Consider the following 13,158-nt stretch of genomic DNA (forward strand, 5'->3'; position numbering starts at 1 on the left):
CACATCATCCGTTTCTTATGAGTTATTACCGCCGCGTGTTTTTTATTGTGATGTCGCGAACACGCATTTTAAGCATCATTAAGTGAATTCAGAACCGGGGCTAAATGCCCAAAAAGAAGCAAACCTCCCCACCATTACCGCGTGGGGAGGTGAAAAATCACAGTGAAACCTTTTCTACATGACCTTCAGGAATATGGCCGTAATACCAGTGCTCGCCATTGATTTTCGCCGATTTGAGTTTCTCGGCCGCAAGCGTACGGCGCGCCTGACCCACTTCAACGGTGACCGGTTGAGTAATCGGCTGCGGGCTGATGATAATTAAATCACCCTGCGCGTTGCTGTAGGCGATGACGGTGTTCGTTACGCGGATCACCTCGCCATGAGCAATGGCGGAGTAATCAAAGTCCACCGTTTCAGGGTAAATATTATCAACACCAAAATATTGGCCGTAGATCTCAGGATCGTGGAACAGGCCAAACTGGCCGCCGCTATTCTGCATTTTAATAAAGTAGTAATCGGGAATGGTGATCTCTCTGTTTCCCTGTGCGGACTCGTTTTCGATAATGCTCATCCGCACCTGCTCTTGCAGCGCAATGTGCGTATAGCTTTTATGCATCAGCGTCCATGACCAGGCGAAAGTGCCCGCGCAGAGCAGGGTGATAATTGCCGTGCAAATAACGGCTTTTCTGACGCCGCTCATTAAAATGGCGTAGGCGATAAAAGCGATGGTCAACAGGAAGAACATAAAGGTGCCGTTGACGACCCTGTCCGGGTAGGAGGGGGAGGCGAACATAATCAGCACCGTGCCGACGCCAAAAACTGCGGTCAGGATAGCAGGCAGTACCGTGCGGCGGGTAATTTTCGCTTTGACCTCTTTATTAAAGAGAATAACCAGCACTAACAGCAGCAGCACAACATAGCTAATCCAGATTAAGGCCAGATGATTATGCACCCGCTCGGTTAAGTGAATGGTAATGCGCTCCAGTAGCGGTTTACCGTACCAGTAGGTTTTACTCGCCGCGCGCACGAAATTACCTGGCGAGAAGATCAGCGTACAGGAGCCTGCCAGCGCGGCCAGGGCATAGAGGATTTTGTTTTTAGCTACCGATTTCGCCGTGACCCTTTCATAAATAATGGCCACCACAGCGAGGAGCACGACAAAAGGCGAGACGCTCTCATTTGAGCAGCCCGCCATAAACGCGAGCACCATCAGTAAGGGATTAATGGTCTTAATATTGTCGACGGTGATCCGGTAGAGATAAAAAATCCACGCGGCGACAAACAAATTTGTCCAGAGGTAGTTGGCGGCACCTACCAGCCAGAAAGTGGTTTGCCCTAAGTTGGGGTTAGCAATCCAGTAGGTACAGAAGACCAGCGGCAGCAAAATATTATCGCTTTTTTGCCAGCGCAGGGTTTTGCCCGGCGTTTTGGCAATGAAATAACAGAAGGCTAAAGCCGCAAAAGCGGTTGAGAAAGCGTAGACAAATTGTGACTGGGTAAAGAGGATCAGCGCGCTGGCGTAATCCGCCACGATCCTGCCGCTCCAGGTCATATACCATTGGTAATGGCTGGCAGGGGAAATACCCAACAGATAGTAGCGGTAATCATCTGAGTGAATGGGCGTCAGCCACTCAATGGCGAACAGGCTCGCAAAGGCGAGCGCAATAAGCAGAGCTTTATAAGATTTCTCTAACATAATAATTAACGTTCCAGGGTTCTTTTTCTGTTCTTAATAAGATAACGCGGTCTCTGCTTCACTTCGGTATAAACGCGCCCGATATATTCGCCAAGAATACCGATGCCGATAAGCTGAATACCGCCTAAAAAAAGGATGGCCGTCATCAACGAGGGATAACCGGGCACCGGGTTTCCCCATAACAACTTATCGAGCACCATCCAGATGGCGTAGAAAAAGGAGAGTAACGAGACGCTAAGTCCGATATAGGTCCAGATACGCAGCGGGAAGGTGGAGAAACTGGTGATGCCATCAAGCGCAAGATTCCACAGCTTCCAGCCGTTGAACTTTGACTTACCGGCAACGCGGTCAGCGCGAATATATTCAACGATATCGGTGTTACCGCCCACCCATGAAAGTATGCCTTTCATAAACAGATTCCGTTCAGAAAGCAGTTTGATATTTTCGACCACCTCGCGGGACATCAGCCGAAAATCACCGACGTTCTCTTCTATCTGCGGGTCGCTGATCTTATTGTGCAGCTTATAAAACCACTCAGCCGATTTACGCTTCATTCTGCCATCGGTTGAGCGATCGCTACGCTTCGCCAGTACCATATCGGCACCCGCCTGCCACTTCGCAATCAGATGGGGGATCACCTCAACCGGATCCTGTAAATCGACATCCATCGGAATAATGGCCTCTCCGGTCGCATGCTCAAGCCCGGCAAATAAGGCCGGCTCTTTGCCAAAATTACGCGTGAAGGATAACGGCACGACGTGCGGGTCGGAGAGCGCGAGGGTGTTAATAATGGTTTCGGTGGCATCTTTGCTGCCATCGTTAATAAAAACCAGCTCAACGGTATAGGGTTTTAAGGCGTCAAAGCCGCGCACCGTTTGATAAAAGATGGGTATCGCCTCTTCTTCATTAAAGACGGGAACCACCAAGGAGATTTTCATTTCGCATCCCTGAAAACAATTAACTTTGACCAGGCGAAGCCGCACACCAGGCTGATAACGGAAAAAAGAATCAGCGTCACGATAGGCGGCGTGCCGGAGTGATCGGCAAGCCAGCCAACAGCCACGCTCAGCATGCCCATAAATCCGACATACATCAGATAACGCCCGGCGGTGGTCGATGATTTGAAGGTGAATTTGGCATTAGCGAAAAAGCTAAAACTGACCGCAACAATAAAACCGGCAAGGTTAGCCAGCGCCTGACGCAGGGTGAAACCATAAACGCACAGACAAAAAATAAGCCAGTGCAGAGCGGTATTTATTAAACCAACAGAGGCGTAGGTAGAAAATCGTTTAAACATAATTCTGGGCAATGAGTCGCTGATGCCGCGAGTGTATCAGACAACCCCTGGAAGGTCATTAAAGGGCGCCAGTCCGCGAAAATCAGCGCTCATTGCTCAATGTGATATATCACTGCAATTTATCTGTCCCTGGCCAATTACGCTTTTTCACGCGCCTGCTTCTCCTCTTTCGCTTTGGCTTTCGCCTCCGCTTTGCGAGCGTTGCTCATATCGTTGCGGATCTGCGCATGGCTGAGCAGGGCGAAGATAAAGGTGCCGCCGCAAATATTCCCGGCGAGCGTTGGCAGGGCGAAGGGCCAGAGAAACTCGCTCCAGTGCAGGGTGCCGTTAAATACCAGGTAGAAGATCTCCACGGCACCGACCACGATATGGGTGGTGTCACCCAGTGCGATAAGCCACGTCATCAGAATAATCACCACCAGTTTTGACGAGCCCGCAGCCGGGAACATCCACACCATGGTGGCGATGATCCAGCCGGAGATGATGGCGTTGGAGAACATCTCCAGCGGTGTGTTCTTCATCACGTCCATGCCGATTTTGACAAAGGCGTCGCGGGTGGCTTCATCAAAGATTGGCATAAACTCAAAGGCGAACGCGGCCACGGCGGTGCCGACCAGGTTACCCAGCAGTACCACGCCCCACAGGCGTCCGAGCAGACCCATATTTTTCCAGCTTGGGTTTTGCATCACCGGCAGAACGGCGGTGACGGTGTTCTCCGTAAAGAGTTGCTGACGCGCCATGATGACGATAATAAAGCCGAAGGTGTAGCCGAGGTTCTCAAGTAAAAAGCCGCCGGGAATGCCCTCCAGCTGCACATGAAAAATGCCTTTTGCCAGTAACGAGGCGCCCATCGATAAGCCTGCGGCAATCGCCGACCAGAAGAGCGCCATTGCATCACGCTCCATCTCTTTTTCGCCATCCTGGCGAATATGTTCATGGATCGCCATCGCCCGCGAGGGCAGATGCTCCTCATCAACCTCTATTTCCTCGCCGCGCTGCTTCTCTTCGCTTTCGACTTTAATGTCATCGCTGTGCTGGTCGATCTTCTCTTCTTCTATTTTGTCCACGAAGGCCTCACTTTATTGATTCTTGTGCGTTAAGCGTAGCGGCTTTCTCCCTCTATTCAGGGCGGTATCCTCCGAAATTATAGTGAAGAGCAAAAAAGGCGATAGATTGCCTGGAAACAATGTATAAGATTATTAACACGCCGCACCGGCAACTGCGGCTATGCTGAAGTGAATCACACAGACCACGACATAGACATCATAAGACGCGCTGTTACAATGCGTTGCATTTTGATGAATGGCCTCGAAGAAGGCCGTATTCTGCAGGGAGATCATGATGAAATACCGCCTGTCGGCGCTTGCGCTGGCCACCACTGTGCTGGTCGGCTGCGCCAGCTCGAATGAGACGCAAGGGCGCTCGGACCCGTTAGAAGGGTTTAACCGCACCATGTATAACTTCAACTTCAACGTGCTGGATCCCTATGTTGTCAGACCGGTTGCCGTTGCCTGGCGTGACTATGTGCCGCAGCCGGCGCGTAATGGGTTAAGCAACTTCACCAGTAACCTTGAAGAGCCGGCAGTGATGGCGAACTACTTCCTGCAGGGCAATCCTTATCAGGGGATGGTTCACTTCACCCGCTTCTTCCTTAATACTCTTTTAGGGATGGGCGGTTTAATGGATGTGGCCGGGATGTCGAACCCGAAACTGCAGCGCGAAGAGCCGCACCGTTTCGGTAGTACGCTGGGTCACTATGGCATGGGTTACGGCCCCTATATGCAACTGCCGTTCTATGGCAGCTTCACCCTGCGTGAAGATGGCGGCGATATGGCAGATACGCTCTATCCGGTGCTCTCCTGGCTGACCTGGCCGCTCTCCGTAGGTAAATGGACGGTTGAAGGCATCGAATCGCGCGCCCAGCTGCTCGACTCCGATGGCCTGCTGCGCCAGTCTTCCGACCCCTATATCCTGGTGCGTGAAGCCTATTTCCAGCGCCACGATTTTATCGCCAACGGCGGCAAGCTGAAGCCGGAGGAAAACCCTAACGCACAGGCGATTGAGGGTGATTTAAAAGATATCGACTCGGAATAAAAGCCCAATAAAAAAGGTGAGCCAGACGCTCACCTTTTTTTATCCCTGCGCGCTTATCAGAAGGCGTAGTTAAAGTTGGCACCATACAGCCAGGCGCGCCCTTCAGATTTGAAAGTATATTGCCCTTCGGTGAACTTCACTTTCTGACCATGCATGTAGGAGACGCCGACATCGACAGAGGCATCTTTGTTAAATGCATAGGTCGCACCGGTGCTCAGCCAGAAGCGATCCTGGTCCGGAATGGAGATAGAGCGTTTATCGGCAGGAACCGGGCTGTCATCAAAGGCGATACCGCCGCGGAAGGTCCAGTTATCATCCATGTAATAGGTGGTACCGAGCGCGATACGGTAGGCGTCTTTAAAGCCCTCTTCTTTATAGAAGAGCTGCTGACCCTGGCTACCCGTCGCTTTTAGCTGCTGGAACTGGCTCCAGCTGGTGTAGGCCAGGCTGTAGTGGATCGCCCACTGCGGATCGACACGGTTATAACCCGATACTTCCCACATTTCCGGCAGGTTGAGCGTCAGCGAGCCAGGAATGGTTGCGCCGCCTGTTGCGACTGGCAGACCTGTCAGGCCAAGCTGCTGGCCCAGCACGTTAACTGCGAGCGGCAGGTTGCTCTTATAGTCGCCGTCGAAGTCAACTTTCACTTCTGAGCGGTAAGTCAGACCCCAGCGGTTATTTTTATCCAGTTCATAGAGGATACCGGCGTTCCAGCCGAAGCCCCACTCATCGCCTTTCAGATGTGCAATCTGCGTATCAGGCGAAATCAGTCTGCTCACGCCAAAGGCATTGCCGGTTGCTGCATCAACTTGCTGCGGCAGATCACCCGCGTAGCGTTCAATTTTCGCGCGTGCATAGACCGCGTCAAAACCGAGGCCGAAGCTCCAGTTGTTATTAAGACGGTATGCACCGCTGAGGTTCAGGTTCAGCGTTTCGAGATCGGTTTTACCGCCCACGGAGCCAGCTGAATAGTTGTTGTTGAACTCTGTTGCCAGGCCGTAGTTGGAGGTGACGGATGCGCCCCAGCCAAACTGATCGTTAATCGGCGCAACAAAGTGCAGGTTCGGCACCCATGCCGTCGGTGCGATATTGTCCTGGCTGGCGTTATTGAAACGAGAGCTGCCAGTAACATCCACGCCCGGATCGACAAACACCGCGCCGCCGGAGAAGGTCGGGCGATCGAAGGTGGTAATCAGCGCCGGGTTACGGCTGGCGTTGCCGGCATCATCAGCGATTGCGCCTTCACCAGAGTAAGCGCGACCGAGGCCGGAGGCGGAGAATTCATTGAGTTGAAAGCCTGCGGACCAGGCCTGGGTAGAAACGAGTGCCACTGCGACTGCCAGAGCAGACTTGGTAAAACGGGTTTTCTGGCTCATGACCATAACCTCATTCGAAGCGAGTTATTTTTATACAAACTTTTTTACGCCTTGTTAAAGAAGCGCGAAGTGTAGGGTCTGAGCTACCGCAGAGAAATCAGACCAGTGGCGAGAGTATAGGTCTGACCAGAACTAATGTTGCAAGTATGTAATCAAGATTTTTCAATTGTGATCTCCGAAACGGGATCTGCGTGGCAAATTTGGCCGTAGCACGGATCCCCGTTTTCGGTAGTTTTTGTTTTAGATCATTTTTAATTGTGATTTCGGTCACTTAAGGCCGTTCCGACGATTAACGACTGGAGCGACCCTGCGCGGCGGCGTAAAATATGCGCAATCTTGACCTGGCACCCAGGGTGCGAATTTAGAGGAAATCTTCTATGAGTAAATGCAGTGCTGATGAAACCCCGGTTTGCTGCTGTATGGATGTCGGAACCATTATGGACAACTCCGACTGTACCGCCTCTTACAGCCGCGTATTCCCTAACCGCGCCGACGCTGAAGAGACGCTGGCGGCGCTGAGCGCCAAAGCGCGCAGCGTTGAGTCTGAACCGTGTGAAATCACTCCGACTTTCACCGAGGTGGCAGAGGGCGTTAAGTTGGATATCGATTTTGTTTTCGCCTGTGAAGCGGAAACCCTGATTTTCCAGCTTGGTCTGCGCTAAACCCCTCGCTTAACGCTCCCCCTCTGTGGGAGCGTTTTTTTATCCGTTTATCTGTGCCTTAGCTCCCATTTTTTCCTCCCTGCCATTGGCTAAATGTAAAAGATTGGTTAAGACTGTTATCAGGTCAGACCACTTTATTGATTACGTTGTTAACAGGGGAGTGTTATGAGTCAGGCGTTACCGCTTGTCACCCGTCAGGGCGACCGCATTGCCATTGTCTGCGGGTTACGGACCCCATTTGTCCGCCAGGCAACCGCGTTTCACGGCGTGCCGGCGATCGATCTCGGCAAAATGGTGGTGGGGGAGATGCTGGCGCGCAACGAAATTTCCCCCGAAGTGATCGAACAGCTGGTCTTCGGCCAGGTGGTGCAGATGCCAGAAGCACCGAATATTGCGCGTGAAATCGTGCTGGGCACCGGCATGAGTGTGCACACTGACGCCTACAGCGTCAGCCGCGCCTGCGCGACCAGCTTTCAGGCGGTGGCAAACGTCACCGAAAGCCTGCTGGCCGGCACTATCCGCGCCGGTATCGCCGGTGGGGCTGACTCCTCTTCTGTACTGCCTATTGGCGTCAGTAAAAAACTGGCGCGCGTGCTGGTGGATGCCAACAAAGCGCGTACCGTCGGGCAGAAATTTAAACTCTTCTCGCGCCTGCGCCTGCGCGATCTGTTACCGGTTCCGCCTGCGGTTGCTGAGTATTCAACCGGACTGCGCATGGGCGATACCGCCGAGCAGATGGCGAAAACCTACGCCATTAGCCGCCAGGAGCAGGATGCGCTGGCGCACCGTTCTCACCAGCTTGCCGCGCAGGCCTGGGCCGAGGGCAAGCTGGCGGAAGAGGTGATGACCGCTTATGCGCCACCGTTCCGCGACCCGGTCGGGCAGGACAATAACGTGCGCGGCAACTCCAGCCTCGCCGATTACGCCAAACTGCGCCCGGCCTTTGACCGCAAACATGGCACCGTTACCGCGGCCAACAGTACTCCGCTCACCGACGGCGCGGCGGCGGTGATCTTAATGACCGAATCACGCGCCAGAGAGCTGGGTCTTGTGCCGCTGGGCTATCTGCGCAGCTACGCCTTTACGGCGATTGGCGTACAAAAAGATATGCTGCTCGGCCCGGCCTGGGCAACGCCGCTGGCACTGGATCGCGCCGGATTAACCATGGCCGATCTGACGCTGTTTGATATGCATGAAGCCTTTGCCGCCCAGACCTTAACTAACCTGAAACTGATGGCCAGCGATCGTTTTGCCCGCGACGTGCTCGGGCGTTCGCAGGCCACCGGAGAGGTGGATGAGCGTAAATTTAACGTGCTTGGCGGCTCAATTGCCTATGGTCACCCCTTTGCCGCCACCGGTGCGCGGATGATCACACAAACCCTGCATGAGCTGCGGCGTCGCGGCGGCGGTTTCGGTCTGGTCACCGCCTGCGCGGCGGGAGGATTAGGCGCGGCAATGGTTCTGGAGGCGGAATAATGACGGTTTCTGCATTTAACCTTGATGTGCGCCCCGACAATGTCGCGGTCGTCACCATTGATGTACCCAATGAAAAGATGAACACCCTGAAAGCGGAGTTTGGCGCCCAGGTTCGCGCCATCTTAAAAGCGATCCGTGATAACCGTGCGCTGCGCGGCGTGGTGTTTATTTCGGCAAAGCCGGATAACTTTATTGCTGGTGCCGATATCAACATGATTGGTCGTTGCCAGAGCGCGAAAGAGGCAGAAGAGCTGGCCCGCCAGGGTCAGAAGATCATGGCGGAGATCCATGCGCTGCCGATCCCGGTTGTCGCTGCTATCCACGGTGCCTGTCTCGGCGGCGGCCTGGAGCTGGCGCTGGCCTGTCATCGCCGCGTCTGTTCGGACGATGGCAAAACCATCCTCGGCCTGCCGGAAGTGCAGCTCGGTTTGCTGCCCGGCTCCGGCGGCACCCAGCGTTTGCCGCGTCTGGTTGGTCTCAGCACTGCGCTGGAGATGATCCTGACCGGCAAACAGCTTCGTGCGCGCCAGGCGCTGAAAGTGGGGCTGGTCGATGATGTGGTGCCGTACGATATTCTGCTGGAAACGGCGGTCGAACTGGCGCAACAGGAGCGTCCGCTCAGCCGCCGTTTGCCAGTGCGCGAGCGTATTCTCGCCGGGCCGCTTGGCCGCGCGCTGCTGTTCAAGATGGTGGCGAAGCGCACTGAGCAGAAAACCCACGGCAACTATCCTGCTGCGCCGCGAATTTTATCGGTGATGGAAACCGGTCTGGCGCAGGGGCGCAGCAGCGGTTATGAGGCGGAGGCGCGCGCCTTTGGTCAACTGGCGATGACGCCGCAATCGCAGGCGCTGCGTAACATCTTTTTTGCCTCGACCGACATTAAAAAAGATCCTGGCAGCGCGGTGGCTGCCGCGCCGCTGCACACCGTCGGCATTCTTGGCGGCGGGCTAATGGGCGGCGGCATCGCTTATGTCACCGCCAGCAAGGGCGGGTTGCCGGTTCGCATTAAGGATATTAATGCGAAAGGTATTAACCACGCGCTGAAGTACAGCTGGCAGGAGTTAGATAAAAAGGTGCGTCGCCGTTTTATCAAACCCGGCGAGCGCGACAGCCAGATGGCGAAGATCTCAGGCTCGCTTGATTACCGCGGCTTTGCGCATCGCGATGTGGTGATCGAAGCCGTGTTTGAAGATCTCTCACTCAAACAGAAGATGGTCAGCGAAGTGGAGGCGCACTGTGCACCGCATACCATTTTTGCCTCCAATACCTCCTCGCTGCCTATTGCGGATATCGCCGAAAACGCGACGCGTCCCGGAAAGGTGATCGGATTACATTTTTTCAGCCCGGTAGAGAAGATGCCGCTGGTCGAAGTGATCCCGCACGCCGGTACGGATGAGCAGACCATCGCCACCACGGTGAAGTTGGCGAAGAAGCAGGGCAAAACGCCGATTGTGGTGGCCGACAAAGCGGGCTTTTACGTTAACCGTATTCTCGCGCCCTATATCAATGAAGCGATGCGCCTGCTGAGCGAGGGCGAGCCGATCGAGGCTATCGACCGGGCGCTGGTGAAGTTTGGTTTCCCTGTAGGGCCTATTCAACTACTGGATGAAGTGGGCATCGATACCGGGACGAAGATCATTCCGGTGCTGGAGGCTGCATATGGGGAGCGTTTTAGCGCGCCTGCAACGCTTGTCTCCGCGATCTTGAATGACGATCGCAAAGGGAGAAAAAATGGCCGCGGTTTCTATCTTTACCCGACAAAAGGGCGTAAAAGCAAAAAACAGCCTGATGCCTCGATCTACCGCTTAATCGGTGTGTCGGCGAAAGGGCAATCTTCGGCTCAGCAGATTGCCGAGCGCTGCGTCCTGCTGATGCTTAACGAAGCGGCGCGCTGTTTCGATGAGCAGGTGATCCGTAGCGCGCGCGATGGCGACATCGGTGCCGTTTTCGGTATTGGCTTCCCCCCATTTTTAGGGGGTCCTTTCCACTATATGGATACGCTGGGCGCGGCAAGCGTCGTGGCGTCGCTGCAGCAGATGGAGGCGCGTTTTGGGGCACGATTTGCACCGTGTGAAGCCCTGTTACGCATGGCTGAGGAGGGGAAACGCTTCTGGCCGACAGCGGAGTGTGAGCCTGTAAGTTAAGGTCGAAAAAAGTAAATTTGTTATACCTCATGGCCTTCGCGGTTATTTCATAAACAGTGATTGACTATACTTGCGCCATTGAGGTAAAAAACAGCGTTTCATTCAACGAATGAATCAGGCAAAATGCCCGGCCATCCCGTTTTTCTGCCAGCGTGATCTCTTTTCACCGGCGAAAGCGCGATGCTTCTGGTTAACAAAAGCGGTGCAATATGCAAGTTTTTATCATGCGTCACGGCGATGCTGCCCTCGATGCAGCCAGTGACTCCGTTCGTCCGCTTACCCCTTGCGGCTGCGACGAATCGCGTCAAATGGCAACGTGGTTGAAAGGCCAAAAAGTGGATATCGATCGTGTTCTGGTTAGCCCGTTTTTACGCGCTGAGCAGACGCTGGAGAAGGTAGGGGAGTGTATGAACCTGCCTGACAATGTGGATGTCCTGCCGGAGTTGACGCCCTGCGGCGATGTCGGCCTGGTAAGCGCTTATTTACAGGCGCTGGCCAATGAAGGTACCGAAACAGCACTGGTGATCTCTCACCTGCCGCTGGTGGGTTACCTGGTCGCCGAACTCTGTCCCGGTGAAACGCCGCCCATGTTCACCACCTCGGCTATCGCCAGCGTAACGCTGGATAACGAGGGCAAAGGGGTGTTCAACTGGCAAATGAGTCCCTGTAACCTGAAGATGCCGAAAGCCATCTGATTCATCGGACCGATGCAAAAAAGAGCCGCATAGTGCGGCTCTTCTCATTTCTGCCTTACGGCAACGCTGGCGGCTGCCACTCTTCAACTTCAATCAGCACCAGCACGGCCGCATCGCCGCCGTACTCTTTCGGTGCCTGGTGAAACGCCATCACATGCGGATGTTGCGCCAGCCAGAGCGGCGTTTGCTGCTTGAGAATATGTTTACCGTGGCCGTGCATCACGCAGGCGCAAAAGACGTGCTCGCGGCGACAGGCGGCTATCAGCGCGCCGAGCTCCTGTTTGGCCTGCATCTGCGTTAAACCGTGCAGATCGAGAAACAGCTCCGGGGAGTAGTCGCCGCGGCGCAGTTTTTTCAACTCAAAGTGGCTGACATCGCTGCGGACATATTTCACCGGGCCATCGGTGTTAAGCAGCGGCTGAAATTCGTCGGAAAAGTAGTGGCTGTTATCCGCCTGCTCCTGCAACAGGCGCTTGACCGGCACTTCAGCGATCTTCTTGCGCGCCGGGCGGTGCACGACGGTGTCCTGTTTCATCTGGCGCGTCCCGGTCATCAGCTGCCGGAACAGGGCCTGCTCCTCCTCGCTAAGCGATGGTTTCTTTTTCATTTGCGCATCCTGTTTTTTCTTTGCGCCAGTGTACCCGACTGCGGGCGGCTACGGTGCAGCAAAATGCATTTTTACGCCGCGCAGATGCGCGTGGATGCTGATTTATCCCCATCTTCATGGCAAACTAGCCGCCGAATTTATTGCGAGCATGCCCTGGGGGATAGTATGGATAAAATTTTTGTCGACGAAGCAGTGAACGAGCTGCACACCATTCAGGACATGTTGCGCTGGTCGGTCAGCCGATTTAGCGCCGCCAACATCTGGTACGGCCACGGCACTGATAACCCCTGGGATGAAGCCGTGCAGCTGGTGCTGCCGACCCTTTACTTACCGCTGGATATTCCCGAAGAGATGCGTAACGCGCGCCTCACCTCCAGCGAGCGCCACCGCATTGTTGAGCGCGTGATCCGCCGCGTTAATGAGCGCATTCCGGTGGCCTATCTCACCAATAAAGCCTGGTTCTGCGGCCACGAATTCTATGTCGATGAGCGTGTGCTGGTGCCGCGTTCACCGATTGGCGAGCTGATTAATAACCACTTCGCCGGGCTTATCGATCATCAACCGCAGCACATTCTTGATATGTGCACCGGCAGCGGCTGCATCGCTATCGCCTGCGCGTACGCCTTCCCGGAAGCGGAAGTGGACGCGGTGGATATCTCCGCCGATGCGCTGGCGGTAACGGAACACAATATTGAAGAGCATGGCCTTATTCACCATGTTACGCCGATCCGCTCCGATCTCTTCCGCGACCTGCCGAAAGTGCAGTACGACCTGATAGTCACCAACCCGCCATATGTGGATGAAGAGGATATGTCGGACCTGCCGTCGGAATACCGTCATGAACCGGAGCTGGGTCTTGCCTCCGGCAGCGATGGTCTGAAATTGACGCGCCGCATTCTTGCCTGCGCGCCGCACTACCTCTCTGATAACGGCATCCTGATTTGTGAAGTCGGCAACAGCATGGTACATCTGATGGACCAATACCCTGATGTGCCGTTTACCTGGCTGGAGTTCGATAACGGCGGGGACGGTGTCTTTATGCTGACCAAAGCGCAACTGATTGCAGCACAAGAACATTTCAGCATTTACAAAGACTGATCAACGCGCAAAC

General features: G+C 54.5%; 12 protein-coding genes. 6 read left to right on the forward strand and 6 right to left on the reverse strand.

The annotated features are described in order from the left end of the window. Positions 1 to 157: 157 nt before the first annotated feature. From PU683_RS09690 to PU683_RS09705, 4 genes are all read right to left on the reverse strand, one after another. Positions 158 to 1,696: a DUF6056 family protein gene (locus PU683_RS09690; RefSeq protein ID WP_277171283.1), complete on the reverse strand. Its 1,539-nt coding sequence runs from the start codon at positions 1,694 to 1,696 to the stop codon at positions 158 to 160. Between the two features lie 5 nt (positions 1,697 to 1,701). Beyond that, positions 1,702 to 2,634 carry a glycosyltransferase family 2 protein gene (locus PU683_RS09695; protein ID WP_277171284.1) on the reverse strand — a complete coding sequence of 311 codons (933 nt, stop codon included), beginning with the start codon at positions 2,632 to 2,634 and terminating at the stop codon, positions 1,702 to 1,704. After that, entirely contained in the window at positions 2,631 to 2,993 is a 363-nt protein-coding gene (locus PU683_RS09700) for a GtrA family protein (RefSeq protein WP_277171285.1), read from the reverse strand. Before PU683_RS09700 ends, PU683_RS09695 begins: the two co-directional genes overlap by 4 nt. 137 nt (positions 2,994 to 3,130) lie before the next feature. Then, complete coding sequence (locus PU683_RS09705) at positions 3,131 to 4,060, reverse strand: formate/nitrite transporter family protein (protein WP_277171286.1); 930 nt, start codon at positions 4,058 to 4,060, stop codon at positions 3,131 to 3,133. A 274-nt stretch (positions 4,061 to 4,334) separates the two neighbouring features. On the opposite strand from PU683_RS09705, the gene mlaA reads away from it, so the two are divergent. After that, positions 4,335 to 5,087, forward strand: a complete 753-nt coding sequence (gene mlaA / locus PU683_RS09710; protein WP_277174255.1) for a phospholipid-binding lipoprotein MlaA — start codon at positions 4,335 to 4,337, stop codon at positions 5,085 to 5,087. 56 nt (positions 5,088 to 5,143) lie between these two features. Here mlaA and fadL read toward each other — a convergent pair whose 3' ends face one another. Beyond that, the gene (gene fadL, locus PU683_RS09715; protein ID WP_277171287.1) at positions 5,144 to 6,463 is read right to left on the reverse strand and encodes a long-chain fatty acid transporter FadL; all 1,320 of its coding nucleotides are present in this window, start codon (positions 6,461 to 6,463) and stop codon (positions 5,144 to 5,146) included. Positions 6,464 to 6,840: 377 nt separating this feature from the next. Between fadL and PU683_RS09720 the strand changes: the two genes are divergently transcribed. The 4 genes from PU683_RS09720 (at position 6,841) to sixA (ending at position 11,440) form a co-directional block, all read left to right on the forward strand. After that, on the forward strand, positions 6,841 to 7,125 hold the full coding sequence (locus tag PU683_RS09720) for a YfcZ/YiiS family protein (RefSeq protein WP_277171288.1): 285 nt from the start codon (positions 6,841 to 6,843) through the stop codon (positions 7,123 to 7,125). 165 nt (positions 7,126 to 7,290) lie between these two features. Beyond that, complete coding sequence (gene fadI, locus PU683_RS09725; RefSeq protein ID WP_277171289.1) at positions 7,291 to 8,601, forward strand: acetyl-CoA C-acyltransferase FadI; 1,311 nt, start codon at positions 7,291 to 7,293, stop codon at positions 8,599 to 8,601. Further along, on the forward strand, positions 8,601 to 10,745 hold the full coding sequence (gene fadJ, locus PU683_RS09730; protein WP_431190934.1) for a fatty acid oxidation complex subunit alpha FadJ: 2,145 nt from the start codon (positions 8,601 to 8,603) through the stop codon (positions 10,743 to 10,745). Before fadI ends, fadJ begins: the two co-directional genes overlap by 1 nt. A 209-nt stretch (positions 10,746 to 10,954) precedes the next feature. Next, positions 10,955 to 11,440 (forward strand): phosphohistidine phosphatase SixA, encoded by a 486-nt coding sequence (gene sixA, locus PU683_RS09735; RefSeq protein WP_023479752.1) that lies wholly within the window; start codon positions 10,955 to 10,957, stop codon positions 11,438 to 11,440. 55 nt (positions 11,441 to 11,495) lie between these two features. Here sixA and smrB read toward each other — a convergent pair whose 3' ends face one another. Continuing rightward, positions 11,496 to 12,047 (reverse strand): endonuclease SmrB, encoded by a 552-nt coding sequence (gene smrB / locus PU683_RS09740; RefSeq protein WP_277171290.1) that lies wholly within the window; start codon positions 12,045 to 12,047, stop codon positions 11,496 to 11,498. Positions 12,048 to 12,212: 165 nt separating this feature from the next. Here smrB and prmB point away from each other — a divergent pair, with 165 nt between their 5' ends. Then, positions 12,213 to 13,145, forward strand: a complete 933-nt coding sequence (gene prmB, locus PU683_RS09745) for a 50S ribosomal protein L3 N(5)-glutamine methyltransferase (protein WP_277171291.1) — start codon at positions 12,213 to 12,215, stop codon at positions 13,143 to 13,145. Positions 13,146 to 13,158 lie beyond the last annotated feature (13 nt).

Source organism: Candidatus Kosakonia sp. 282A-S69, assembly GCF_029433855.1.
Taxonomy (GTDB): Bacteria; Pseudomonadota; Gammaproteobacteria; order Enterobacterales; family Enterobacteriaceae; genus Kosakonia; species Kosakonia cowanii_A.